A 26,365-nucleotide genomic window follows, 5' to 3' on the forward strand; every position below is an offset into this window, starting at 1 on the left:
AGAATGTTTTGCAAGTAGCTAACTTTTGGCGAATTTAGAGCGTACAGCTCTGGTGAGTGAGAAGAGTGTATATGATCATGTGGTTTATAATTGAGAAAGAATTTGCGCAAAATTAATGATAATGCCTCCGAAGTAAAATTATTTTTTAAATTGCCAAGGAGCTTTAAAATCATGACGCTCATAGGCTTTTACACGCCGGATTTGGGGGTGTTTAAGAGTGAGATGGCGCGCAAAAGCTTTATTTTGTACTGGAAACAAAAGGAACGAATAGCGAGTTTGATTTGTGCCTTAAAGAAATGCTGAAGATTAAAATGCGGCAAGGCGCATTTTACCGCCCTTGAGACTGGTGTGGTGTTTGACGAGGCACTGGTAATGAGTTGGCGCGATTCTAAGCGGGGGATGGTGGTAGAGAAAGTGGGGGGCTGTGGTAGGAGTGGGCGGCACGAATGACGCTGTCTTTAGTTGCGTACCACCAAGCTAATTTTGTGCTTTGCGAAATTCGCCAAGGCTTTTGGACGTACCGCGTTTACCGCGTAATAAAATCTTATGAATATTATGCAGAAGGCGCGCAGAAATGGGTGATTGCGTGTCTAGCTTCCCAATGCCGTAATTAAGTACAGCCACATAATGAGATAGCTCTTCAATATCATCAGTCACACTGATACTTTTTCTTTATTTTCAAATAATAATAGGTCAGATGGTAACGATTATGTCCTTTCTATCTGAGAAAAGAGTAGCACCGCTTGCGTATATGCACGAGTAAAAGTCAATCAACATTGGTCTGAGGTAAAAACCGCCAATTATTTCTAATACACCTAAGGATTTCATAGCTTGCTCTAACGGTTTATATAAAGCCGCCCTTTTAAAAGGTGAATTGGGTGGTAAATTTATTGGGATATAGGCTTTATGAATTTCTTGAACTAAGCTTTCTACTATGCAGGTCCTAAGGCGTGATTGCATATATGGTCGCATCTGTTGCTGCGTTTTGTAGACAGAGATCTTAAATTAGGAAAGGAGGGCTGCTCTTTTAATTCCAAAGGAAGAATACGGCGCGTAAGTGCAGCAAAATGTATTTTGAGGAGCAGTAAAGGGGTGAGGCATTTGATGTCCAGCGGGTGACAGATTAATTGGAGTATAAGTGGGCATTGCTAGGGCGGAGTTTTTAGTTAAGAATTGTGCTCCGTACGCTATAAGCTCTCTGCATCCTTCATATAGGCGTTGAGATCATCGCCCAATGCAACGTAAAAGGGGCTATTTTGCCTTTAACGCTTGTTTAGCTGCTTCCATTATTGCCGCTGGCTCTATCAGCCATTACGGTTATAATTTCCTCGTCCAAAGAACAGGTCAATCGATTGCGTAATAGGGTATGTGTGCCTTTTTTGACCGTGTCTTTTTTAAAAGGCAGCTGTTACCTCGTGGCAGGGTTGGGTGTGTCTATATGATCAGCCTGCCAAAGAAACGGAAGCGTTATCGCGATAGCCACCAATAGTAGTCCAGCGATAAAGGCGGCAGCAAACTGCAATGATATAAAAGAACCAAGGACGCCGACCAAAAAGCTTCCGACCGGCATTCCAGCATAGCCGATCACCCGAAAAGCAGAATTAGCTCGCCCGAGAAGTTGCTTTGGTGTGAGGCGCTGCCTGAAGGCGGTAACACCAATAAACCATAAGCTTGCTCCAACGCCAGCGATAAAGGTGACGCCCCATACGACGACAGCACTTTTTGAAAAGGCTGGAACCAGCAGCAAGATAATCGTCCCTAAACCGTCAGTGAGAACAGCTAGGCGCACCGGTGCATAGCGTATACGTGGCGCAAATAGGGCACCTGCCATTGTACCAAGCGCGTAGGCTGCAAACATCACGCCATATTGGCTGCTATGTAGGCCCAGATACCGACCGTCGGTAACGAAGAAGATGAACGAGGTTAGGAATGCTCCAAATACCACCGATAGAAAGAATGTGAGTAATGTAAGGGAGGTAAGATGCCGATTTGAAAAAATGAAACGAAAGCCGGCAATGATATAACGAAAAGTGATGTTTTCTTTATCAGGTGTTGGCGATGTCGGAACAGCACGGCGAGCGGTAAAAATCAATGTGATAAAAAGCACGATTAACAGGCCAAGAAATAGCAGTGTGCTATGCGCTAAAATGCTGCTTGTTATGACAGGGGCAAGAAAATAGGAGACCCCGAAATCTAAAAACAAGACAATTGAGTAGAAGGTCATCAATCGCTCTCCCTCCATGATAAGTGGTGGAATCGTCATTATATAAGCTTCGGCAGAAACGACGATGAATCCAGCAATGGTTGCATAGAAGAAAATTTGTTCGGCTGGAGCAATCTGTATCATGAGCAGTACGAACAGTACAATATGCAGTAGCATGAAGATGAGGAGAGCCGAGGTGGCAAGTTTTATTTTGTCGCAGCAATCAAGTAAAGCGCCTGCAAGGATGCCGAAAATTGGCCACGCTAATGAGAAGAGACCTTGCGCCCAACTTACTCCGACTACGCCATATCCAGATTGTCTTGCTAATAGCGGGATGGCAGTGCGCAAAGCACCGCTGAGTAAGGCGAGCAGACTAACGGTTAGGCAAAAATAGCGTATGTTCTTATTGGCAAAAAGAGTGAACATTCTTTTCTCCTTAAGATGCCACACAGGTTTCCGCTGGCCCATCAAGTACGGCGGTTGTATTCAGCATGTTTGAGACATAGCCGTCCAAGATATTCCTATCTGCCTGAGGTAGAAGAAAATACATAAGGTTGGAATACCATTGCCAACCACGCTGAGTCAGCTGGAGATCGTTATCACTTTCTGCGATGAGACCTGCACCTATGAGCTGTTGTAGGTTATTGTAAACGAAAGAGGGGAGTGCGGTCCAGTCAATTCTTTCTTTTTTGGCATAACCGTTATAAGGTAGCCTCATACACAAAGCCTTGGAGGCTTGTTGCTCCGCTGATACCCAATTGTAGTATACTTTGGATTTGCCTTTAAGGGATTTGCCTTTAAGTTGTATGTCGGTAATGTATCCGCTTCGACTGGGATTGGCTCGTGTGACGAGTGAGCCGAGAATCGACAGTGCTGACGCTCCGAATCCAACCACATAATCGTCATGATAACCATGCAAATATTTGTGATAGCGGAAATAATTAGCTGAACTCGTTTTAGCGAGCGTTAGAGGAGTGTTATTGGCAATTTTGATATAGGAATGTTCATTACACGGCGCATAGCCGCAGCTGCGCATAACGATGTCGCTAAATAAGCGAAGCATCTGTCGATGCTGTAGGCTGGATGGCTTTAGCCCTTTTTGTGCGTAAGACTTATGCAGTTGCGACGTGATAGCCAGATTGTTGATTGCATAGAGGTTGATTGTTTCAGGATGAATCTCGCTGGCTTGCTTCAAATCGTATAATAGTTTTTCGGCTTGCTGGCTGTGCATGCCATATAGTAGGTCGAAACCGACATGTCCAATGATCTCTTGTGACCAAGCTACGGTATTGTTGATTTGTTCACGTGTTGGGGTGAGGTTAAACAATGATCGGAAACGCTCAATGAAACTCTGTATACCAAAGCTGATCCGGTTAACGCCGATCTCACGGGCAGTATAAAGTTTATCACGTGTGACGCTCTTCGGTTTGCTTTCCAGTGTAAACTCGGTTAAGGAAGAGAGCTCAAATTCGCCATGCAATACTTTTCCGATGTGTCGGATATTATCTGCAGACAAAAGCGACGGTGTGCCGCCCCCTATATAGATGCTGCGGATGGGCCCTCTAAGCGAGCGAATGAAATTTCCTTTGGTTCTGATCTCTGTGGTAAGCGCTGACATATAAGATTCGATTTGCTTAATGCGCTTGTAGGCCCCTTTCTGAAAGGGACAGAAGGAACAGATGGTTTCGCAAAAGGGAATATGCAAATAAAGAGAAATGGTACGCGCTTGTGGAATCTGCTTACTTTGCGCTAGTTTATTAAAGTCTAGGTAATCGTAAAATTCATTTGAAATAGTGCGAAATAACGGATATGTGAAGTTGTAAATTGGCTTGAGTTGATCGAACTTCACAAAAGGATGATCCACGAGTTGCACAGCTTACCTCCCCCAATTTCTTAACTTGCACTATATTATTGACGGGCGACTGGTGATCCAATCACCCGAGTGTATTACCAAAGATTTTCACGGAACATAATGAATCCTCATTTTGTAGAAGTTATATGTATTATACATATAACTTATTATATGAACAGGCTAGCTTGTTTAAGAGGCAATGTAAGGATAAAAATATAAAAGAACTTTCTCTTGCAGCCTTATGGTCTGATATTGTAATTGGTATCTTGTTTTACGTGGTCGGGCTATGGATGCCTAGGGCGAGAAAAAGCAGGGTATTTTAATGGACATGCGGGGCATCATTGTTATGTTGCTGGGACTTGGAATTTGCGTCTGATTATGAAATATCATTAGCGCAAAAAGATGGTTTTAAAGGTAGAGATATATTTTTTAATATCCCTGTAAAACTTCGAGAAGAGATAGAATTATCTATTAGAAAACATATAAATGTCCAGTGTGATAATATTATCGAATTACATGACATCATCGCTCTTGCCCGCCATTTTGACATATTGCCTAAAATCTCATTGAGATTGTGCCATGTACTGGCAAACGGGGATAGATCGCGTTTTGGTATGACTGCGGCGGAGTTACGTGCCGCATTATCTTTGCTAGAATCCAATAGGATTAGGCTTAATGGGGTGCCTTTGCATGTGGGCTCTAATTTGAATTCGACTGAGTTAATAGTATCCACCTTAACTAAGGCTGGAAAGGATATTTACGCATTGAAGGATCAAAAAAGTTTTATCAGTCTAGGCGGGGGATATCCGACTTCCACAGTGTTCTGCGATGCCGTGACGGTCAATGACGAATACCCTCGCAAAATTTATGAGGCATTATCACAATTGGGTTGTGATTTACATAAGCTTACGGTAATTATTGAACCTAGGCGTATTATATCTGAAGATTATGGTTATTTATTTTCAAATATTAGCTCTATAAAAGAGCAGAATGCTACGAACTTAATTACAATCTGGGCTCTGGGGGTGTGGACTCAATCTGCACAGTATCACTAGATCATAAGTCAAAGTATGTGAAAGCAACTGATACAAAAAAGATTTTACGATGGTGGAAGATCGACGATGAAGGACGTTAGTTCAAAGGAAATTGATATTATTGTGTTCTCAGATCCTGATTTTTTGGCTTTTTAGATATAGAATAACACACCCCTAGTGGGCTGGAGACTATCAAATGTTGGATCACGCATGGCGCAATTAGCAAAAAATCCTATCTACTGTATTTTCAGCTCCAAATATTGTGTGCGAAGTGCAATGTCAAGCGGTGGGAATTGATATAAGTGCAGAGTCTATAAGTATCTGCTCAGAGCAAGGTTGATAGCTCTATTATGCAGGGGATGGTTAAGTTTCATGTCGGAAATGCTGAGCGTATATCTTATCCTGAAAATACATTTACGTATATTACGGCGGGGTGAGTGTTTGTAAGCACTAGCTGTAAAGGCTACTCACCATCCTAGGGTGTTTACTTCTATGTGGATAACAATAGAGTTACAAAACTTGCTTCATATTAAAAGAAAAGAAACTTTTCTTTTAATATGAAGCATTACTACAACCAAAAGGAAATTAAATATTTCACCTTTATTATCCTCGCCAATGTTTGCTTATATATGATTATTTGAATCGGAATTAGGTTACGTACAATATGGTATTTCTCGCTGTTTTATATAAGAAGAAGGTTCGCACCGATGTATCGCGTGCAATATCAACTTTTTCACTATGGTGATAGGATAGCTTGTTGAGCGTAAAGTTCTTTTACCTTGATAGATCTTATAGTATTCTTCAAAAATATCAGTTGATAATTTTTTTTCATGTCGTTTAAGCAGGGGCTGATACTATAAGAATAGAACTTGATTGTTTGTAAAGTTGGTATGTTATGGCTGTAAAAAATGGTAAACAAACGAAAAGTAAAAATTTTAAACCTGTCTCTCGTTTTCTCAAAAGTTTACGTGGTGTGCACAATTGGGAACAAGTTTCACAATGGCTTGCTTTCCGTAAGGTAGAGGATATTGAATGTATTACGCCTGATCAAGCAGGGGTACCACGGGGCAAGATGATGCTTTCTAAAAAATTTACATCGGAAACATCATTAGCATTGCCTTCAGCAGTTTTTATGGCAACAATTTCAGGGGATTATCCTGAAGATGGTCATGGTTTTGAATATCCTAAAGCAGATGGTGATTTACGCCTTGAGCCTGATCTTTCTACGTTAAGCATTGTTCCATGGGAAGATGCTCCCACAGCACAGGTGATTTGTGATCTTGTGTATCAAAATGGTCAGGTTGTGGATTACACACCACGCAATGTTTTACGAACGGTGGTTCATTTTTACACAAAAATGGGTTTAAGCCCTGTTGTTTCACCAGAAATTGAGTTTTATTTGGTACAAAAAAATCCCGATCCTGATTATCCGTTAGTTCCACCGGTTGGTCGTTCTGGGCGTTCAATTGGTGGTGGACAAGGGTATTCCATTGCTGGTGTTAATGAGTTTGATGATTTGATTGATGATATTTATCAATTTTCAGAGGCACAAGGATTGGAAATTGATACTCTCATTCATGAAGAAGGAGCAGGTCAGTTTGAAATTAACTTACGTCATGGTGATCCTATTGAATTAGCGGATCAAGTTTTTATGTTCAAACGAACAATTCGTGAAGCAGCTCTAAAACATAATATGTATGCAACTTTTATGGCAAAACCCATTCAAGGGCAGCCGAGTTCTGCTATGCATATTCACCAATCGGTTGTTGATAAGAAAACCGGTATGAATATTTTTACACAGGAAAATGGTGAAGAAAGTATCTGTTTTCGCCATTTTATTGGTGGATTGCAAAAACATATGCCAGGGGTACTTGTGATGCTTGCGCCTTATGTGAATTCTTATCGACGTCTTGTCCCTGATAATTCGGCTCCTGTTAATTTGCGATGGGGATATGATAACCGTACTACAGCTTTTCGAGTTCCCCGTTCTGCTCCTCAAGCGCGGCGTGTTGAGAATAGACTTCCTTCATCAGATGCGAATCCTTATTTAGCCCTTGCAGCTTCTCTAGCGTGTGGTCTTATTGGTTTGCAACAAAAAATTGAGCCGGATGAGCCAGCGACAAATAATGTAAACGCTGATAATATTGAGTTACCGCGTGGACTCATTGAGGCAGTCAATTTGTTTGAACAAGATACAGCGATACGTGCTATTTTAGGGGATGTGTTTGTCAGTACTTATGCTGCAATCAAACGACAAGAGTTTGAAACTTTCATGGAAGTAATTAGTCCGTGGGAGCGTGAATATCTTCTGCTGAATGTTTAAATTTTATGACGATGATTGATTATAATTCAATTTCTCCAGGAATTTCTTGGTATGAAGATACTTTAAAAGAACGTCCCTCTTATCCTTCTTTTTGTGAAAACAGACAGTGTGATGTGGTCATTATTGGAGGCGGATTTACGGGTCTGTCGGCTGCTTATCATTTAGTCAAGGCTGGAGTAGATGTTGTTTTATTTGAAGCATCACGTTTTGGTGATGGTGCTTCAGGGCGCAATGGTGGACAGCTGGGAACAGGGCAACGGCAATGGGTAGAAACATTAGAAAAAAAGTATGGTTTTGAGCGAAGTAAGGCTCTGTTTGATTTAGCAGAAGAAGCTAAAAGAGATATTTTATCTTTATGCGCGATGCCTAATTGTTCGTGTGATTTGATAGGAGGACAGCTTTCTGTGACACATAAAAGGCGTGAGCTTCTCTCTTATCAACGGCATATTGAGGTGATGCAGCGTTATGGCTATCATGCGCTTACTTTTATGGATAGGGCAGAAACATCTAGGCGACTTGGATCGTCTTTTTATTGTGGTGGTATTTATGATGCGGATACCGGCCATATAAATCCCTTAAAATTGATTATTGGATTGGCAAAAAAAGCTAAAGATGCTGGTGCTAAGCTTTATGAGAAGTCACAAGTAACGACAGTAAAGCGCAAGGGAGCCCATTGGAAAGTGATAACAGAAAAAGGCAGTGTAACAGCAGAGCATGTTTTACTTGCAACAAATGGGTATAAACTTGGTCTGGAGCGTTTTATTGAAAAAAATATTGTTTCTATTCGTTCTTATATTGGAGCAACGGACCCATTACCAAAGCACAGTTCAATTCTCGCAGGCGGAGAATCGGTTGATGATTCCCGTTTTATGGTTCGCTATTTTCGCAAAAGCATTGATAATCGTCTTTTATTTGGTGGCGTAGAAAGTTATGATAATAAACATCCTTTGAATTTAGATGAACGTATAAAACGGCAAATTGCTGAAATTTATCCTCAATTACATTCTATCAATTTAAGCCATTGTTGGGGAGGAACGGTTGCCATCACAGTTGAGCGCATGCCCTATGTTCGACAACTTTTCTCAAGGATGACTTATTGTGGTGGTTATTCAGGGCATGGCGTTATGCTGGCTCCTTTCATAGGAAAATTATACGCAGAATGGTTGACTGGAAAATATGAACGTTTTTCCTATTTCCAAGACTTAAAGATTTCATCTTTTCCGGGGGGAGGAGTTTTGCGTTATCCGCTTATATTTTTAGCAATGCGTTGGTTTTCTTTAATGGATCGCCTTTAATGGAAACATTGCTTGAAATGAAGAAAATTAATGGCTTATTTAGTATCTGTCTGCTTTAATAATGGAAGCTTTTATAAGTGATATGGGATTTCATAATCGAATAGAAAAATAAACAAGTTCATGGTGCGTAAAATTATTCCAGTTTCTTCCTTTGATTGTATTGTTTTTGGTGGCAATGGTGACTTGGCGTCGCGCAAGCTTTTGCCGGCCTTGTATCATTGTCAGTGTGTTGGTCAATTCAGTGAGCCAACACGTATTATTGGGGCTTCCCGCACTTCCTTAAGTCATGAAGAATATCAAAATTTTGTCCGCACTTCTTTAGAAAAACATATCCATCCAAAAGATCTCAATTCAACAGAACTCAATCGTTTTCTTGCACGTTTAAGCTATGTTTCTGTTGATGTTTCCTCAAATCGAGGGTGGGAGGATTTAGCTCTCCTTCTGTCACAAGGTTCAGCGAATATTCGAGCTTTTTATTTGGCTGTTAGTTCGTCACTTTTTGCTGATATTGCGATGAAGTTGGGAAAAAATGATTTGGTGACACCACAAACACGGATTATCATTGAAAAACCAATTGGTCGCGATGTAAAAACAGCTGTTTCACTTAATGATGCATTTGCAAGCGCCTTTAATGAAGAACAGATCTTTCGTATTGATCATTATCTTGGGAAGGAAACTGTTCAAAACTTAATGGCATTGCGGTTTGTTAATACACTTTATGAACCGCTATGGAACTCCAACTATATTGATCATGTTCAAATAACCGTTGCTGAATCTTTAGGGTTAGAGGGGCGTAAAGAATATTATGAAAGCACTGGTGCTCTACGTGATATGGTTCAAAACCATATGCTGCAATTACTTTGTTTGGTTGCGATGGAAATACCATTTACCAACAGTGCTAATGCTGTGCGCGATGAAAAACTTAAAATTTTACATTCTTTAACACCGCTTGATGTACATAATGTAGGACAGCATACTGTACGTGGGCAGTATCTTTCTGGTCTATCAAATGGTATATCTGTAGAGTCTTATTTCGATGATCTGGGAAGAGTGAGTAATACTGAAACATTTGTAGCGCTTAAGGTTAAGATTGATAACTGGCGTTGGGCTAATACGCCTTTTTATTTGCGAACAGGTAAGCGCATGTTCACGCGAATGTCTGAAATTGTTGTGGTTTTTAAACCTATTCCTCATAATATTTTTAATGTGGATTTAGATGAATTTTTTTCTAATCGGCTTGTGATTCGTCTCCAACCTGATGAGGGTGTAAAACAATGGTTAATGATTAAGGATCCAAGTTACGGCGGTATGCGGTTTCATCACATTCCATTAGATATGAGTTTTGCTTCCGCATTTTCTGAACGTAATCCTGATGCTTATGAACGTTTATTAATGGATGTTATTCGTGGAGATCAAACGCTGTTTATGCGTCGTGATGAAGTTGAGGCTGCTTGGCGTTGGATTGATCCAATCATTGAGGGGTGGGAAGCAATAAAACAGCCTTTTCACAGTTATAGCGCTGGTTCGTGGGGGCCATCTGCTTCGACGATTCTCATGGAACGTGATGGGCGTATATGGAACAATTTAGTTTAGAGCAATAAGTATGTATAGAATGAATATTGACCGTTTAGATTTTGAAACCCCTCAGACTTTAGCCTTGGCATTAGCAGATCGAGTAGCCGCAGAGCTTAGTGTATCTGTTCTTGAGCGTAAGAGAGCAGTTTTAGCGGTGTCTGGTGGTAAAACACCAGAATTGTTTTTTCATTATTTGTCAAAAGCGGATATTGATTGGAAAAATATCATTATCACTTTGGTCGATGAACGTTTCGTTCCTACACACGATGAACGTTCAAATGAGCATATGGTACGGTGTCATTTGTTACAAAATTTTGCCGAAAAAGCGCGTTTTGTAGGGCTTTATCATAAAGCGATTACTGCTGAACTTGCTGCTTTTTCAGCGGCGAGTCGTATTAATACTTTGCCTAAACCCTTTGATGTTGTTGTTTTAGGAATGGGGGGTGATGGACATACGGCTTCTTTTTTTCCTGATGCTGATCGTTTAAAGCAAGCGCTTGATCTGCGAACACAAGCACTTGTTTTACCCCTTCATGCTAAGAGTGCTGTTGAGCCAAGACTCTCACTAACTTTGCCAGTTATTATGCAGTCTCGTTGTATTATTCTCCATATCGAAGGTTTTCAGAAACGCGATTGTTTTGAAGAAGCTTGTCAAGATGGATCTGAAATAGAAATGCCTATTCGGGCAGTTTTGCGTAATTCCCCTCATCTTGTACAGGTTTATTGGTCGCCTGCAGATAATGAAATAAGTGAATCAGAATATGAGAGACAAGGTGAATAAAAACGTAGTCTCTCTCAATGAAAGAGGGAGGGGAATATGACACTTTCCAAGACTATTGCTACAGTTACACGAAGGATTTATGAACGTTCTCGATCAACACGAGAAATTTACTTAGATCGTATTGCGAAAGCACAAGTTCATCGCCCCAAACGGAGTTTTTTAGGATGTGCCAATCAGGCTCACGGTTTTGCTGCTTGTGGTGCAATAGATAAAGAGCGTTTGAAGGGAAATATCGTTGGGAATATTGGCATTATCACGGCATATAACGATTTACTTTCAGCTCATCAACCTTTTGAAAAATTTCCTCACTTAATTAAAGAGTCGGCCCGTATGGTTGGTGGTGTTGCACAGGTTGCAGGTGGTGTTCCCGCGATGTGCGATGGTGTTACGCAGGGAAATGCGGGGATGGAGCTTTCCCTTTTTTCGCGTGAAGTAATTGCAATGGCGACAGCTATAAGCTTATCACACGATGTCTTTGATGCAGCATTGTATCTTGGGGTATGTGATAAAATTGTACCAGGTTTATTGATTGGTGCACTAACATTTGGTCATTTACCAGGAATTTTTATACCAGCTGGTCCTATGACAAGTGGTCAAGGTAATGATGAAAAAGCGAAGATACGTCAACTTTACGCGGAAAATAAAATAGATCGCCAAACACTTTTAGCATCAGAAGCACGTTCTTATCATGGACCAGGAACATGTACATTTTACGGAACCGCTAACTCTAATCAGGTGATACTGGAGATGATGGGGCTTCATATGCCGGGAGCTTCTTTTGTTAATGCGAATACACCGTTGCGTGATGCTTTAACAAAAGAAGCTACGAAACGTGTACTTGAAATAACAGATCTTGGTGATCATTATAGTCCACTTGGTATGATCATTGATGAGCGTTCTTTTGTGAATGCCATTGTAGGATTAAATGCAACAGGAGGTTCTACCAATCACACGATTCATTTGATTGCTATGGCTGCTGTTTGCGGTATTAAATTGACATGGCATGATATTGCAGAAATTTCATCTGTTGTGCCTCTTTTAGCGCGCATTTATCCTAATGGTTTAGCGGATATCAATCATTTTTATGCTGCTGGGGGGATGGGATTTATTATTCGCGAGCTTATCGAGGCAGGTTTAGTACATGAAGATGTTTCTACGGTTTTTGGTAAAGATCTCAATGCTTATGCAATTGAAGCAAAGCTTTCTGCTGATGGTCATGTGGTGCGTGAAGCGGCTCTCAAGGAAAGTGGTGATCATAAGGTGTTAGCAGGGTGGAGAAAGCCATTTCAGCCTGACGGTGGTCTTCGTGTTTTATCGGGAGATTTGGGAACAGCTATTATAAAAGTTTCCTCTGTTAAACCAGAGTATTGGCAGATTAAAGCACCAGTCTTTGTTTTTAATGATCAAGAGGAACTACAAAAATCGTTTAAATCTGGAGTGTTGTATGGTAAAGATTTTATCGCTGTCATTCGCTATCAAGGACCAAAAGCCAATGGTATGCCAGAGCTTCATAAATTAACGACCATTTTAGGCGTTTTACAAGATCGCGGTCAAAAGGTAGCATTGATAACCGATGGGCGTATGTCAGGGGCGTCAGGAAAAATTCCTGCTGCCATTCATGTGACACCGGAAGCAGTGGATAATGGCCCCATTGCACGTTTGCAGGATGGTGATATTATTTTTCTTGATGCTCGTGAGGGTAAATTAACTCTTTTGGAGGATTTAGCAAAATTTAACGTGCGAAAAATCATACCTCCTGATCTTTCAAAAAACGAACATGGTGTTGGACGCGAACTTTTTCATGTTTTTCGTCAATCCGTTAATCGTGCAGATCAAGGAGCATCTGTTTTTATGACATGAAAAATGCAAAAATAAACAAGCTTAATCATGTACAATAAAACCATATACAAGAAATTGTTACAATTCTTAGAGTTTTGGTATAGGCAGATTGTGTGATCGCGCGGCGGCTTTAAGTGTATTAACCATAAGCATGGCAATAGTCATTGGCCCAACGCCTCCTGGAACAGGGGTGATCGCAGCAGCTTTTTCTTTTACATTTTCAAAATCGACATCACCAACAAGACGTGTTTTCCCTATACCTTTTTCTGGTGCAGCAACGCGGTTAATACCGACATCAATAACAATTGCACCATTTTTTATCCAGTCTTTTTTAATCATTTGTGGGCGGCCTACAGCTGCTACTAGAATATCAGCGCTTCGACACACATCATCAAGGTCACGGGTACGACTATGGGCAATTGTCACAGTGGCATTGGCTGCTGTTAAAAGGGCAGCCATAGGTTTTCCAACAATATTAGAGCGTCCAACAACGACAGCATCAAGTCCAGATAAATCTTGCCCACAGTGTTGTTCAATCATCATCATGGCACCAGCTGGTGTGCAGGGAATAATCGCATCTTCAAGTGCATTTGCCGCGAGTTTTCCTACATTAATATAATGAAAACCATCAACATCTTTTTGGAAAGCAACGGCTTGTGTTATGCGATTTGTATTCATATGAGCAGGGAGAGGCAGCTGTACCAAAATACCATGAATTTTTGGATCAGAATTTAATGTTGCAATAAGTTGAAGGAGTTCTTTTTCTTGCGTTTCTTTGGAAACGACATGTTTGATTGAACGAAACCCACATTCTTCGGCTTTTTTATTTTTTGAGGTGACATATATTTGACTTGCGGGATCATCTCCAACGATAATAACAGCGATACTAGGTTGTATATTATAGTGATGGCGGAGCTTTATTGTTTCGGCCTTAACTTTCGCAATAATCTCTTCAGCAAGTTTTTTTCCATCGATAATATTATTCATTCAGAGATCCTTTCGGTAAGGCTGTTTGTTTTTTTGTAAAGCATTTTCTAATAATACGATAGAGTTTTATAGCAATATTCATATGAGAACAGTAAGAATGGTTTTATAATGTTGTGGATTTATAGTTTTGAAGACTTTTAAATAATTGCTTTATAAAGAAGCAGCAACATTGCTGTTTGAATAAATTTTGGATAAAGAACAAAAATAATGAAGATACAAAGTGGATATAGTGAATTATAGGGTTATAAAAACTTTTTATGATCATTTAAGTTTGTTTTTAATCTGTTATAGGGGGATAAATATAGAGGGATATTGTGCGCATCAGAATAATAAAATTTTTGAGCGGAATTTTTATTACAATTATCTTTTTATTTGGAGTGGGGATTCTCGTTTTACCTTATCTTATCTCTACAGATGCGATTCGTATTCGTTTAGCGCAGGATTTGAGTGCATGGACCGGTTACAATGTGCAATTGCGTGATCCACCGCGGTTACATCTTTTTCCTTATCCTAAAGCATTTCTTTCTGGCGTTACTTTAACATCAAAAATGGATGATGTTGCGCCATTAATGGAAGCTGAATCAATAGAAGTTGATCTTTCTGTCGTCGATCTTCTTTGGGGACATGTTTCTTTTTCAGAGACGCGGATTATGCGTCCTCAATTTGTTATGGAAAAGCCTGTTAAAACAATAGCAGATTTTTTTGATCGGTTTTCTCGCTCACAAGGTGCATTAGGGTTGGCAATACGCAATACGCGTGAAATATTAAAACATAATCCTGAACATCCAGAGATAGAGCACCTTTTAAAACAACCTTTTGGGCGGATTGTCATTAAAAATGGTGTTCTTGTTTATCACGATAGTTTTTCGGGGATGGCAGAAAAAATAACAGGATTAAATGCGACTTTAGATTGTCCGGAATCGACTCAGGAAGTACGGTTACGTGCAGATGCGCGTTGGCGCGGAGAATTTACAAAGTTATCAATTGATGCTTCTCAAGCATTGCTGCTTCTTGCAGGAGGAAAAAGTCATATTAGGGCAAGTCTCAATTCTGTACGTGGGGGAATAACTTTTACAGGAAAGGCTCGGTTATCTGAATATTATATTTTTGACGGAAAAGTATCGATGCGTTCTCCGGGATGGAATCAGACATTGTCTTGGGTTGGTGGAAATCAGTTTTGGGGACATAAATTAAAAATACCCATTGTATGGGAATCTCATTTTTTAGCGCAGCCAATGCATATTCAAATGAACAATGTTACATTTACGATGGGGAAAGCCAATGCGCGAGGAGCTTTAAAACTCGATTTTCAAGATTATGTACCAAATGTTATGGGCTCGTTAGCCTTTGATAACCTAGATCTTCGCCTCTTGGGTTCAATGTTTTTTTCAGGTAAAAAGAAAAATTCCTTCTTTGATATGACAATTTTTGATCGTATTGGCGTGGATATACGACTTTCTGCGCCACAAGCTAAAGTAGGAAATATTTCCCTCACAAATTTAGCGGCTGCAATACAAATAAGAAATGGGCATGGTATTTTTGATCTTGGACATGCGAATATTTTTGGTGGATCCGTGCAGAGTAATATTGAAGTTACGCCAGCTGGACAGAAAGTGCGTATAGGAGGAAATATTTCAGGTGCTTCTATTGATATGCAGGAGACTTTAGAAACCTTGGGATTTATTCCATTTATACAAAGCAAAACGAATTTTACTGCAACGATACGAACACTTGCTGATTCTTGGCGAGAAATTTTTACGCAAATGCAGGGTGAATTAACACTGAAGATGTCTTCTGGTCGGCTCTTAGGATATGATTTGAATGAATTACAAACAAGACTTTTAAATAAACAACAATTTCTTTTAATGACTAATGATACTTTTTCAACAACATTTGATCACTGGGATATTCAGACAAGCTTTTCAGAAGGTATGATGAAGGTGACAGAGTCATTAATGCGTACAGCAGACTTGAGCTTATCCATTCAAGGAACCGTTGCAACTGCTATCGCGCAAGGGAAGCAGAATGAATTGATATTACAGGCACAACTACGCAAAAACTATAGATCAGAAACTTTATGTAAAGATGTCCAATGTCTCGCTAATAGCCTTGCATGGCCTTTTACATTTTCTCTAAGCTCTAAAGGGCAAAACCATGGTAATTTTTGGGTTACAAAAGACATTGACGCAGATTGAGAATTGTTTTTTATCTATATAGCATTCTATCTTATAATAGTAATTCGTCTTTTTGCAACTTAAATTGTCTTTTAATTTAAATCAGAGGTCCCACTCTATCGGAAGATTTTCTCATTTTAAATCCGTTCGTGGTGAAGCAGTAAAAATCGTTCTCTCCGTCATAAGTGTGGTTGATATAGATAACTGATCGAAGAGAGGAATAAAAATCCTTCTTATGGAATCTTTCAAATACAAGAAATTCATAATATTGATGTAAATCTTATAAAAGTTTCTAAAAAACATTAAATTTTTAAGGGGGATGTCGGTTAGTGCTTACTGAATCCCAGAAGAAATACCATAACCATCTTTGGTAATTGTATGCTTCCCATCTGCTCCAACAGAACCAATTCCCACTGTAATCAAAATAAAGGCTAAGAGGGTTGTAATCGTAATAATTGTAGCTTTTTTAGCAGACATATTTCTCCTCCACGGATGCATCAATGACTGAATGCAAGATGAATGGTGCATTATTTAAACTTTCATGAAAGTAGAATCACTTAAGGATCTATAAGTTCCTATTATTATCTCATAAAGCTAAAAAAACTCTATAATTCTTTAATATATTATAGTTCTATAGATATAATTTTTTCTTTTTGCTATATATTTTTCTTTATTTTCTCGATGACGATAGTGAGCATTGGCAAAATTTTTATGCGCATAAATTATAAACTTAAAAGATTATTTATACGACAGACATTGGCTTTGAATGAAGAAATAAAGATAGAGGGGGCACAAGCTTCTTATCTTGTGCATGTTTTGCGTATGAAAGAAGGAGCAGAAATTTTACTTTTTAATGGACAGGATGGTGAGTGGCTTGCTAAACTTATCATTGTTAAGAAAAAATTTGTTGTGGTTCAGCTTATCCATCAAGAAAGATTACAAACGACGCATTCCAATCTTATTTATTGTTTTGCTCCACTCAAAAACGCGCGGTTGGATTATATGGTGCAGAAAGCTGTTGAAATGGGGGTATCGATTTTGCAGCCTGTTATAACGCATCATACGCAGGTTACGCGTATCAATATGGCGCGTATGGAAGCCAATGTTATTGAAGCTTCTGAACAGTGTGGCATTTTATCTCTCCCTGAATGCGTATCTGCTCTATCATTAACAGAACTTTTAGTACGATGGGATGAGACACAGCCTTTATTCTTTTGTGATGAAGAGCATAAATTGCATAATCCATTACCTTCTTTTAAAAGGCGTGACGTTACAACACCTGGTATTCTTATTGGACCGGAAGGTGGCTTTAGTGAAGAAGAGCGGAACTTTTTAAAAAAATATCCTTTTGTGGTTCCAATATCATTAGGTCCGCGTATTTTACGCGCTGACACTGCCGCTGTTGCTGCTTTGGCTCTTCTTAATGCTACCGTGGGGGATTGGGCAATGGATTGAGAAATCTGTAAAATCATTCTAAACAATTCATTTAAGATGATGATACCAATGATAGGATACGATAAGTTATGGCGCTTGATATAACTGATGAAAGTGAAATTTATAACTTAGATTCCTTGGTTAGCTATTTCCAAGGGGGGTATAAAGCAGAAGATGATTGGCGTATTGGTACAGAACATGAAAAATTTCCGTTTTATAAAGATGGTTTTCACCCTGTTCCTTATGAAGGAGAGAGGGGAATCCGAGCGCTTTTAGAGAGGATGCAAAGCGCCTTAGGGTGGAAACCTATTTTAGATGAAGAGAATATTATTGGGCTCGTAGGATCAGTTGATCAGGGAGCCATTTCTTTGGAACCTGGAGGACAATTTGAATTATCTGGTGCACCATTAAAATCAGTAGGCCATACATATCACGAGTTGATGGAGCATTTAACTCTTCTCAAAAAAATTGCAGAACCATTGGGTATAGGTTTTCTAGGTCTTGGAGCTAGTCCAAAGTGGACTTTAGCTGAAACGCCACGAATGCCTAAATCACGTTACCAGATTATGACTGATTATATGCCTAAAGTGGGGCATAATGGTCTTAATATGATGTATCGCACATCAACAGTTCAGGTTAATCTTGACTTTTCATCTGAAAGTGATATGCGGCGAAAAATGCAGGTATCCATGAAATTACAGTCCATTGCAACAGCATTATTTGCAAGTTCACCTTTTACAGAAGGACGCCCAAATGGCTTTTTGTCGTGGCGTTCTGAAATTTGGCGTAATACGGATAATCAGAGGACAGGCGTTCTTCCCTTTATATTTTCTGAGCGTTTTGGTTTTGCTGATTATGTTGAATGGGCTCTTGATGTTCCAATGTATTTTGTTGTGCGTGATGGTCGTTATTATGATTGTACACATATAACGTTTCGCCAGTTTATGAATGGAGCATTAAAAGGACAAGTTGCAAATTCAATTCCAAACATGGGAGATTGGATTAATCACTTATCAACGTTATTTCCTGAAGTCCGCTTAAAAAGATTTTTAGAAATGAGAGGAGCTGATTGCGGCTCTTGGAAGCAAATTTGTGCGTTGTCGGCTTTTTGGGTCGGGCTTCTTTATGATAGGGAAGCACTTAATGAGGCAGAATCTTTGACAAAAGATTGGTGTTTTGAAGAAGTTTTAGATATGCGCCAACGCGTTCCTAAAGAAGGGTTAAGAACTCCTTTTCGTCAAACTATTCTTTTAGAGTTAGCGCGTCAAGCTCTCGCTATTGCCCGAAAAGGCTTAAAAAATCGCAAACAGTATGATACGAATGGTTTTGATGAAACAAATTTTCTTAATCCTTTAGAAGAGGTTGTTGCAATAGGAAAAACAGATGCTGAAAAATTTTTGTCCCATTACTATTCTATTTGGAATGAGTCTGTAGAACCTTTATTTTTAGAATGTGCCTATTAAATTTGAAGAAAAGATATTTCCTACTTTTTAAAAAATGCATATCACCGTGGTGGCTCATTCACTCATTTGCTCTAGAGAGCATATCCTGCCTTTCTTTTAACATTTCTCATAAAGGGTACAATAGAAAAATCTCTTGGGCAGTGTGATTTTTATACCCAATAATATCACGATATTTCCGTAATCTTAATGTTGTACCTTTGTGCTAAAGATAGCTCATAAAAGATATACTTAAGCTTATTATCAAACATTTTTTATTCACATAGCTCATCCCACTTATGAATAGGTCTGAAAATAATATTTTTCACTTTTAAAAGGGATAAAAAATATAATTTGCGTTTAAAGGAGGAGATATGCCAAAAATCATTTTTAATAGGTAATTTCTTGAAATTATGTTGCTAATATGAATATTTCTTTATGTCTTATTATTCTCACTACATGTATTTGATTATATTATAGCAATATGTGTTATTCTTTTGTTACAAGAGTAAAGTATGGAATAAAAATAAAAAATTTCAGTTTTTGCAGAGACGGGCAACGAAAACTTTTTTGTTAGCTAAACATATCTAGTGCACTTTTAAATTTTTCTTCTTCCATTTTTTAGTAGCCAGATCTCAAAGGGCTTTTATACCTTTTTGTACCATTATACGATATAGTTATACAGTCATCATGAAGGCAATAGATGTATTTTAAAAACGGGTAGGAAAATTACAGGAGATCATTTTCTCTATACAGATAATTTATTCTTTTGCTATTTCTTCTTTTTAGCGATATTCTGAATTTCTATAGTTGTTATTTGAGGTATGACTGATAAAGTTCGTTGTACGGATAGAGATCATTCACTTTGGTATATCCAAGTGATATTAATACAGCAAACAAAACGATCAATAGAGAAGATAAAACAATAAATGTTACGGTACGTTTCATGAGTGATTTAACTCCTTATCTTCGATAAATAGGCCGGTATTGAATAGGGGGCTATTACGACGGTTGATATCATTTAACTTGGTTATATCAATGGTATATGTGATATTTTTGTTGGTATTGTGTTTCAAATTATATTGAATGATATGTAGATTACGAGTGGCGTTGCATTTCCCATAAAAGGGTATTGTATGGCATAGCTACATCCGACAAAGTACTCATATGCTAACAAAAACATAAAATACAGTAAGTATTTTAAAGGTGTGGAAAATGCTTTTTCATAGCATATCTGCTAATATATATAGTATTTATATGACGCAATACTTATTTATTATCAATAAATATTTTATATTTCAAAGATATATTATGGAATTCATTAAACGATTGCGTTATTTTCTTATCTATAACATTAGTAATATTTATAAACGCTCTCATCATGCGTATTTTTAGCTTTATAACGTATCAGTTTTTACTAAATGGTTTTAATGATTTTTGTGGATTTTGTTTATAAGGGTTTCTAATCTGAACAACTTTAATGGGCACCGTGCTCTTTATAACCAATGCGTTCATTTGCATTGTGATTATGAAAACCTGCTTTTTTCACGCATGCTCTATAGCTATTATATTTTTATAGTCATGGCATTGTTTTTCTTTTAGTAAATTGAACCGACAAAATAGATCATTTTAGTGAGTGATTAAATATATCTTATGAAAAGCATGTGATCCTTTAAAGCCATTTCAAAAGATAGGTTCTAGTCATAAAAAATGCTATTAAGACCATTATGGTTATTAGTTTTGAGGTTCTTGAAGATTTTGAGGATTTTAGACACCTTAAAAATCTATAAGTAAAATGAATACATAAAGCTCTTTTTCAACAGAGCTTTTGAAAACAATAAAGCTGTCTTTTTAAGATTGTAGATAATAAACTTAATAAGATGATTGAGGTTATAGACTGCCGTTTTAAAGCAATACACAAGAGACCTTTATGAGGTGTGTTAACCTCATAAGTCTATTCGGTTTCTCACACTTCTAATTTTGGTAGTTTCTTAACAATTTTCATTGTTTCTAAACTTACAGTATGATCCTTTGAAACAACTCTAATGGATAAGCAGGGTTACCAATGATTCCAATAGTATAGCGATTAGGATCATTAACAATACCACTCTTTTTATCTGTCTTTACACATTGACGCTTCATAACCCATTCAAGAGTGGAGTTGCCATTAACAATATACTCATAAGCTTCAAGAGAGATGTCTGTCATGATGATATTGCTGTTGTAAATAACAGTAGATTTATCCTTTTTTAAAGGTCACAAGATAAGGCTCCCCACCTTCATAATTCATGTGCAAGTGATCAAATTCACACTCTATTGTCACAATATCCAGAAATCGTTAGCGCTTTTTACACAAGGGATAGGAGGCAATTCTTTGCATAAATTTTTCATAAACTATGAGCATAGCGAGCACGGTAATCTTTTGAATGCAATAATCCGTAAACGTAATAGAATAGATCATCTTTAGTTATGCTCTCACTAGGATAAGCAGCTTAAAATGCGCTAATCCTTTATCAGTGATAGAATCACGCCTCTGTAAACCAGATGTTTTTCTTTCCTTTATTGAATTTGTAAACAAATGGGATTGTTTCTCATCATGGTCAGTTATAGAAGATTCAACGTTTTTATAAAGATACCGTGGAAAGCATTGGCCTGTATCTATTGCATCTAGATTAGGTAAATTCTTAGCTATCAACACAGAAAAACCGCTTCGTGCTCCTATGCTTGTAATTTCGATGACTCTATTTTCTACTGCTTGCCTCATAGGGAATACATGTGGTATCTGATAAACTCCATCATTGAAGATACGATTATAATAGAGCCATAGTCGTGTAAAAGGACGATACGAACTTTGCGTGAGACATGTCTCTTCAAATTCAAAAAATCTTCCTCTTATTAGTTCTTGCTTAACATTATAACGTTAACTTATCTTTTTTACATCTAAAGTGCTAAAATTATCTACAGTATGTGCCCATGTTGTTCGATCAGCATATGGATAGGTATCGTTAAAACGTTTTACTACGCTATTATAAAAAACAATCATATTATTTATATTTCTGCCCAAGCTCCGCTCTCCAATGTTGCGACAGCTCTTGCATTAAGACGTTTCATAAGAGGTATTTCTACTCCTTTTCTTATACATTTTTTTATCCACACGCCAACCCTGCTTGTGACGTGCAAGCAAATGATTTTGATTGATTCAAGATAAACAGTTTGAAATGAGAGAATCTTACGTTATCCTGGACTCTCATTTAATATAAAAAAACAGTAAATTATTATTATAAATCAAAACATTTTTGTTCAATAGGCATTGTGGCTTTCAAAGTCTTTTTTATGACTATAAAAAGAATTTCGAAAAATAAAAAAGCTTTCATTGAGAGCAAAGAAAGAATGTATGAAAGGTATTTTTAATAAAATAATTATATTTGAAATGCTGATCAAAGCTGTTGAGAGTGCAGTCCATAAAATTAGCAAAAGTAGCTTGTTGGTGTATTTTCTAGAAAAATCATGAATGTTCGATTATTAATTCATCCTTTCTTGGAAAGCTCGCTTCAGTTCAGATAGCAAAAGAGAGAGGTAAGGATATTTATAGGATAAGACACGCTGGAATTATTCAGTATTGAGATGCAATGAATGTTGTTTATATTTCTTTTTTTTAACTATTTTATGAGAGCGTAAATTTAAAGAATAAGAGGATAATTTTATTTATTTTCTTTAAACAGTTATTAGTAGATAAAAAATTCTCTTTTAATCTGTAAATTAAAAAAATAATGATTTTGTAAAATCCTTATAAGCTTTATGTTAATTTTAAATATCATGCATTGATTTTGAATTATGCAGATTATTTACGTCAATCATAACAATAGTAAGTGAGCATAGACAATGACATTTAATTTTTTCGTCAATTTATTTCTATTTGTTATTTTTTTATTATTGGTTTCTCAAAGTAAGAGAATGCAATGGAGTCTTTCACTACGTGTTATGCTAGGGCTTATCCTTGGCTTGATTTTTGGAAGTGTTTTGCAGTTTATTTATGGAGAGGGTGAAAGCACTTTATTGAAATCCGTTGAATGGTTTAACATTGTTGGTGAGGGCTATATCTTATTGTTGCAAATGATTGTTATGCCACTGGTTTTTATCTCTATTGTTTCAGCAGTTGCTCATTTACATTCTGTTTATGCTGTTGGAAAGATGAGTATAATAACAATTTCAATATTGCTTTTTACAACGGCTCTTTCAGCATTGGTTGGTGTGCTTGTGATTAATTTTTTTGGATTAACAGCCGATGGTTTAGTGCATGAAGGGCAAAATGTTTCTGCTATTCTTGAAGGTCATATTTCTAAACTTGGAGATATGAATATACCAAAGATGATTTTGTCGATGATTCCTAAAAATCCATTTGCTGAGTTGAGTGGAGCTAAACGTACGTCAATTATCAGTGTTGTTATTTTTGCGTCATTTTTAGGTGCAGCGGTTCTTCTTTTAAAGAAAGATGAGCCAGAAAAAGGAGAAAAAGCGCTTTTATTTATTCAAGTGGGACAAGCTTGGATTATGCGGTTAGTCCGTATTGTGATTGCTCTGACGCCTTATGGTATTTTTGCACTTATGACGAAAGTAGGAGCAATATCGCGTATTGCAGATATTTTAAATTTACTGGTTTTTATCATTGCCTCTTATGTCGGTATTATTTTAATTTTTGGAATTCATGGTGTATTGCTTGGTATTTCTGGGGTTAATCCCTTTCGTTTTTTCAAAAAGGTTTTACCGGTTTTAACATTTGCTTTTAGCAGTCGTTCAAGTGCTGCAAGTATTCCTTTGAATATTGAAGCGCAAACACAGTGGATAGGTGTACCACAACCCATTGCGAGTTTTGCAGCTTCTTTTGGGGCTACAATTGGACAAAATGGTTGTGCTGGTCTTTATCCAGCGATGCTTGCAACCATGATTGCACCGTCTATGGGGATTAACCCTCTTGATCCTACTTGGATTGCTACGCTTATTGGGGTTGTGACTTTGAGTTCTATTGGTGTTGCTGGTGTGGGGGGAGGCGCTATTTTCGCTGCATTGATTGTGTTACCAATTATGGGGCTTCCTGTTACTTTGGTTGCTGTACTTATCTCTATTGAACCGCTAATTGATATGGGACGAACCGCTCTAAACGTGAGCGATTCAATGATAGCTGGAACGATCACCAGTCAAATGTTACAGACAACAGATAAAAGTATTTTTAAAAAATAATTTTAGGTTATGTTTTTTGGGGTTGTAAAACATCTGTAAGAGATATTTGCGCTGAACCAGGTTGTAAGGGTTTTTGTTGATTGGGATGAGGAGCCCAACCAGAGAGCCAGATGAAAGAAAAATGTGCACGAATACGTCCATCAGGATCACTAAATCGTTGTGCATAGATTTCAGCTGCGCGAAGAAAAAAACGTTTGGATACAGGGCGTCGTGAACGATTGATGAGTGCATTTTGCATTCCCATAGCTTTAAGATCGCGCATAAGGTCAAACATTGTATTATAACGTATTGTGATATCTTCAACGTCTGCTACAGGCAGAGCAAAGCCAACACGCTGTAAAAGAGCGCCTGCATCACGAATGTCGGCAAAAGGATAAATCCTAGGGCTTGCTCCACCATAAATTTCACTTTCAGCTTGCAGCAGACTTTCGCGCAATTCTCTTAATGTACCAGCTCCTGCCATAACAGCAAGAAATAAGCCATCTGGTTTAAGGGTATTTTTTATCTGGCTTAAAACACCAGGGGTATCATTGGTCAATTGTAATGAAAGAAGTGAAACAATAAGGTCACAGTAACTTTGAGGTAAATCAAGAAATTCTCGATGACGTAAATGAAATTTTTTATCATGGCTTTGGTAAAGCGTATCGGTCTCAATACGTTCTATAGAACAAACTTTTCCAGATTTCATTAAAGCTTGCGCAGCAAGGTCTGTATGGCTGTGTAAATCGAGAGCTAATGTAAAGAGGCGATCAACAGTGCTAAGACGTTTATAGAGATCTTCTGCCATGTGAGAGAGTAAAAAGTCGTATCCTTTTTTTGCTTTTTGAAAGGCACGTTTTCGGAATTGTTCAATGCGGTTATGATCAAAAATTAAAGGATGCGACATATTGTGGAACACTTTCGATCTATGAAAGAATATATTTTGAAAAGGTTCATTATTTGTGCAAGCTCTGTCAAGTTTATAATATAAAAGAAAAATAAATTTATAGAAGGTAAGAGTTTTTAAAGGAATTAAAATTATAAATTGAGGAAATACAAAGGAACTTTTGTTCTGAGGGAAACTTGTAAAAGCCTAAATTTATAATGTTGTATTTTCGAGAAGCGGCGTTAAGTAGTGGGGATATACTAAGTAAGTTCATTGAACGCTTGAAAACGGTGCTTTATCCACCAATTTGTCCTGGATGTAAGCAAAATGTTTCTACTTATGGCACGATTTGCTCCGAATGTTGGAAAGACCTTCAATTTATCACTAAACCTTATTGTCCTGTTATGGGGACTCCCTTTGTTTGTGATATGGGGGATGGTTTTCTCAGTGGTGAAGCGCTTCGTAATTCTCATCCTTTTTCACGTGTCCGTTCTGCTATTGTTCATAAAGGGCTTGCACGAGCTTTAGTAACGCGCTTAAAATATGGTGATCATATAGAATTGGCATCATTTATGGCCAACTGGATGATGTTTGCTGGACGCGAGGTTATTGATGATTGTGATGTTATTATTCCCATTCCATTGCATTTTCGTCGTTTTTGGGAGAGACGTTATAATCAATCTGCTGAGCTTGCGCGTTATATTGCAGCATCACAAAAAAAGCTTTTAAAACCGAGTTGGCTTGTTCGTTGTCGGCATACCCGTCCGCAGGTTAGTCTTTCTTCGAGAGAGAGAAAACTTAACGTAAAAAATGCTTTTAAGGTTTCGCATAAGGTTAAAAAATATCTCAAAGGATGTTCTGTTTTGCTGATTGATGATGTATTTACAACAGGTGCAACAGTTACAGCAGCAGCTGCTGCATTAAAATATGCAGGTGCACGACAGGTTGATGTGCTAACATTTTCGCGTGTTCTCAAAGAAGATTCTATTTTTCCCTCCTCGTAAGAGGAATTTAAAGTGAATATTATTAAAAAATATTGGAGGATAATACTATGAAAGAGATAATAATTTATACACGCCCTAACTGCCCTTATTGCACAAAAGCACGTGATTTGCTTAATAAAAAAGGCGTAAAGTATACAGATATTGATGCTTCCACATCCCTTCGCCAAGAAATGGTACAGCGTGCAAATGGACGTAATACATTTCCACAAATTTTTATAGGTGATTATCACGTTGGCGGTTGTGATGATCTTTATGCTTTAGAGGCTGAGGGAAAGCTCAATTCTTTATTACAAGGCGTATAATATTTGTAAATTACATATCC

At 37.9% G+C, this 26,365-nt stretch carries 20 protein-coding genes and 1 pseudogene; 14 read left to right on the forward strand and 7 right to left on the reverse strand.

Annotated features, from left to right (window positions below; all coding sequences use genetic code 11):
• Window positions 1-102: 102 nt before the first annotated feature.
• Entirely contained in the window at window positions 103-303 is a 201-nt protein-coding gene (locus ACFINF_RS03555) for a hypothetical protein (protein ID WP_375619702.1), read from the forward strand.
• Between the two features lie 174 nt (window positions 304-477).
• On the opposite strand, the gene ACFINF_RS03560 is transcribed toward ACFINF_RS03555, so the two are convergent.
• Window positions 478-657, reverse strand: a complete 180-nt coding sequence (locus ACFINF_RS03560; protein ID WP_375619703.1) for a hypothetical protein — start codon at window positions 655-657, stop codon at window positions 478-480.
• Between the two features lie 577 nt (window positions 658-1,234).
• On the opposite strand from ACFINF_RS03560, the gene ACFINF_RS03565 reads away from it, so the two are divergent.
• Window positions 1,235-1,360, forward strand: a complete 126-nt coding sequence (locus tag ACFINF_RS03565; protein ID WP_375619704.1) for a hypothetical protein — start codon at window positions 1,235-1,237, stop codon at window positions 1,358-1,360.
• Window positions 1,361-1,408: 48 nt separating this feature from the next.
• On the opposite strand, the gene ACFINF_RS03570 is transcribed toward ACFINF_RS03565, so the two are convergent.
• On the reverse strand, window positions 1,409-2,629 hold the full coding sequence (locus ACFINF_RS03570) for an MFS transporter (RefSeq protein ID WP_375619705.1): 1,221 nt from the start codon (window positions 2,627-2,629) through the stop codon (window positions 1,409-1,411).
• 10 nt (window positions 2,630-2,639) lie between these two features.
• Window positions 2,640-4,076, reverse strand: a complete 1,437-nt coding sequence (locus tag ACFINF_RS03575; protein WP_375619706.1) for a coproporphyrinogen-III oxidase family protein — start codon at window positions 4,074-4,076, stop codon at window positions 2,640-2,642.
• 338 nt (window positions 4,077-4,414) lie between these two features.
• Between ACFINF_RS03575 and ACFINF_RS03580 the strand changes: the two genes are divergently transcribed.
• From ACFINF_RS03580 to edd, 6 genes are all read left to right on the forward strand, one after another.
• The gene (locus tag ACFINF_RS03580; RefSeq protein WP_375619707.1) at window positions 4,415-5,110 is read left to right on the forward strand and encodes a hypothetical protein; all 696 of its coding nucleotides are present in this window, start codon (window positions 4,415-4,417) and stop codon (window positions 5,108-5,110) included.
• Between the two features lie 874 nt (window positions 5,111-5,984).
• A complete protein-coding gene (locus ACFINF_RS03585; protein WP_012754778.1) occupies window positions 5,985-7,412 on the forward strand; it encodes a glutamine synthetase family protein in 1,428 nt (475 codons plus the stop codon).
• A gap of 11 nt (window positions 7,413-7,423) precedes the next feature.
• Window positions 7,424-8,707, forward strand: coding sequence for an FAD-binding oxidoreductase (locus ACFINF_RS03590; RefSeq protein WP_273787925.1), 1,284 nt, complete (start codon window positions 7,424-7,426; stop codon window positions 8,705-8,707).
• 120 nt (window positions 8,708-8,827) lie between these two features.
• Window positions 8,828-10,300 (forward strand): glucose-6-phosphate dehydrogenase, encoded by a 1,473-nt coding sequence (gene zwf / locus ACFINF_RS03595; RefSeq protein ID WP_375619708.1) that lies wholly within the window; start codon window positions 8,828-8,830, stop codon window positions 10,298-10,300.
• A 10-nt stretch (window positions 10,301-10,310) separates the two neighbouring features.
• Window positions 10,311-11,063 (forward strand): 6-phosphogluconolactonase, encoded by a 753-nt coding sequence (gene pgl, locus ACFINF_RS03600; protein WP_375619709.1) that lies wholly within the window; start codon window positions 10,311-10,313, stop codon window positions 11,061-11,063.
• A 36-nt stretch (window positions 11,064-11,099) separates the two neighbouring features.
• The gene (gene edd, locus ACFINF_RS03605) at window positions 11,100-12,923 is read left to right on the forward strand and encodes a phosphogluconate dehydratase (RefSeq protein WP_375619710.1); all 1,824 of its coding nucleotides are present in this window, start codon (window positions 11,100-11,102) and stop codon (window positions 12,921-12,923) included.
• A 66-nt stretch (window positions 12,924-12,989) separates the two neighbouring features.
• On the opposite strand, the gene folD is transcribed toward edd, so the two are convergent.
• Window positions 12,990-13,889 (reverse strand): bifunctional methylenetetrahydrofolate dehydrogenase/methenyltetrahydrofolate cyclohydrolase FolD, encoded by a 900-nt coding sequence (gene folD / locus ACFINF_RS03610; protein ID WP_375619711.1) that lies wholly within the window; start codon window positions 13,887-13,889, stop codon window positions 12,990-12,992.
• 314 nt (window positions 13,890-14,203) lie between these two features.
• On the opposite strand from folD, the gene ACFINF_RS03615 reads away from it, so the two are divergent.
• Window positions 14,204-16,084: an AsmA family protein gene (locus ACFINF_RS03615; RefSeq protein ID WP_375619712.1), complete on the forward strand. Its 1,881-nt coding sequence runs from the start codon at window positions 14,204-14,206 to the stop codon at window positions 16,082-16,084.
• 312 nt (window positions 16,085-16,396) lie between these two features.
• Here ACFINF_RS03615 and ACFINF_RS03620 read toward each other — a convergent pair whose 3' ends face one another.
• A complete protein-coding gene (locus ACFINF_RS03620) occupies window positions 16,397-16,540 on the reverse strand; it encodes a hypothetical protein (protein WP_012754785.1) in 144 nt (47 codons plus the stop codon).
• Window positions 16,541-16,774: 234 nt separating this feature from the next.
• On the opposite strand from ACFINF_RS03620, the gene ACFINF_RS03625 reads away from it, so the two are divergent.
• Window positions 16,775-17,518 (forward strand): 16S rRNA (uracil(1498)-N(3))-methyltransferase, encoded by a 744-nt coding sequence (locus ACFINF_RS03625; protein ID WP_375619713.1) that lies wholly within the window; start codon window positions 16,775-16,777, stop codon window positions 17,516-17,518.
• Window positions 17,519-17,586: 68 nt separating this feature from the next.
• Window positions 17,587-18,960: a glutamate--cysteine ligase gene (locus ACFINF_RS03630; RefSeq protein WP_375619714.1), complete on the forward strand. Its 1,374-nt coding sequence runs from the start codon at window positions 17,587-17,589 to the stop codon at window positions 18,958-18,960.
• Between the two features lie 1,942 nt (window positions 18,961-20,902).
• On the opposite strand, the pseudogene ACFINF_RS03635 reads toward ACFINF_RS03630, so the two are convergent.
• Window positions 20,903-22,018 (reverse strand): annotated as a pseudogene (locus tag ACFINF_RS03635) (type ISP restriction/modification enzyme); the annotation flags it as partial.
• An 800-nt stretch (window positions 22,019-22,818) separates the two neighbouring features.
• Here ACFINF_RS03635 and ACFINF_RS03640 point away from each other — a divergent pair.
• Window positions 22,819-24,174 (forward strand): L-cystine transporter, encoded by a 1,356-nt coding sequence (locus ACFINF_RS03640; protein WP_375619715.1) that lies wholly within the window; start codon window positions 22,819-22,821, stop codon window positions 24,172-24,174.
• Window positions 24,175-24,181: 7 nt separating this feature from the next.
• Here ACFINF_RS03640 and ACFINF_RS03645 read toward each other — a convergent pair whose 3' ends face one another.
• On the reverse strand, window positions 24,182-25,060 hold the full coding sequence (locus tag ACFINF_RS03645) for a methyltransferase (protein WP_375619716.1): 879 nt from the start codon (window positions 25,058-25,060) through the stop codon (window positions 24,182-24,184).
• A gap of 197 nt (window positions 25,061-25,257) precedes the next feature.
• Between ACFINF_RS03645 and ACFINF_RS03650 the strand changes: the two genes are divergently transcribed.
• Together ACFINF_RS03650 and grxC are read left to right on the forward strand one after the other, a co-directional pair.
• Window positions 25,258-26,043 (forward strand): ComF family protein, encoded by a 786-nt coding sequence (locus ACFINF_RS03650; RefSeq protein WP_012754790.1) that lies wholly within the window; start codon window positions 25,258-25,260, stop codon window positions 26,041-26,043.
• A 47-nt stretch (window positions 26,044-26,090) separates the two neighbouring features.
• Window positions 26,091-26,345, forward strand: a complete 255-nt coding sequence (grxC, locus tag ACFINF_RS03655) for a glutaredoxin 3 (RefSeq protein ID WP_273787883.1) — start codon at window positions 26,091-26,093, stop codon at window positions 26,343-26,345.
• The last annotated feature ends 20 nt before the right edge of the window (window positions 26,346-26,365 follow it).

Source organism: Bartonella sp. TS25HLJMH (genome assembly GCF_042193505.1).
Lineage (GTDB): Bacteria > Pseudomonadota > Alphaproteobacteria > Rhizobiales > Rhizobiaceae > Bartonella > Bartonella grahamii.

Excerpts from the sequence above, each read along its gene's own strand:
- zwf (WP_375619708.1), top strand. The coding sequence starts at position 8,828 with ATGGTGCGTAAAATTATTCCAGTTTCTTCCTTTGATTGTATTGTTTTT.
- ACFINF_RS03640 (WP_375619715.1), top strand. The coding sequence starts at position 22,819 with ATGACATTTAATTTTTTCGTCAATTTATTTCTATTTGTTATTTTTTTA.
- ACFINF_RS03630 (WP_375619714.1), top strand. The coding sequence starts at position 17,587 with ATGGCGCTTGATATAACTGATGAAAGTGAAATTTATAACTTAGATTCC.
- ACFINF_RS03590 (WP_273787925.1), top strand. The coding sequence starts at position 7,424 with ATGATTGATTATAATTCAATTTCTCCAGGAATTTCTTGGTATGAAGAT.
- grxC (WP_273787883.1), top strand. The coding sequence starts at position 26,091 with ATGAAAGAGATAATAATTTATACACGCCCTAACTGCCCTTATTGCACA.
- ACFINF_RS03570 (WP_375619705.1), bottom strand. The coding sequence starts at position 2,629 with ATGTTCACTCTTTTTGCCAATAAGAACATACGCTATTTTTGCCTAACC.
- ACFINF_RS03625 (WP_375619713.1), top strand. The coding sequence starts at position 16,775 with ATGCGCATAAATTATAAACTTAAAAGATTATTTATACGACAGACATTG.
- folD (WP_375619711.1), bottom strand. The coding sequence starts at position 13,889 with ATGAATAATATTATCGATGGAAAAAAACTTGCTGAAGAGATTATTGCG.
- ACFINF_RS03645 (WP_375619716.1), bottom strand. The coding sequence starts at position 25,060 with ATGTCGCATCCTTTAATTTTTGATCATAACCGCATTGAACAATTCCGA.
- pgl (WP_375619709.1), top strand. The coding sequence starts at position 10,311 with ATGTATAGAATGAATATTGACCGTTTAGATTTTGAAACCCCTCAGACT.
- ACFINF_RS03565 (WP_375619704.1), top strand. The coding sequence starts at position 1,235 with ATGCAACGTAAAAGGGGCTATTTTGCCTTTAACGCTTGTTTAGCTGCT.
- edd (WP_375619710.1), top strand. The coding sequence starts at position 11,100 with ATGACACTTTCCAAGACTATTGCTACAGTTACACGAAGGATTTATGAA.
- ACFINF_RS03585 (WP_012754778.1), top strand. The coding sequence starts at position 5,985 with ATGGCTGTAAAAAATGGTAAACAAACGAAAAGTAAAAATTTTAAACCT.
- ACFINF_RS03620 (WP_012754785.1), bottom strand. The coding sequence starts at position 16,540 with ATGTCTGCTAAAAAAGCTACAATTATTACGATTACAACCCTCTTAGCC.
- ACFINF_RS03650 (WP_012754790.1), top strand. The coding sequence starts at position 25,258 with ATGTTGTATTTTCGAGAAGCGGCGTTAAGTAGTGGGGATATACTAAGT.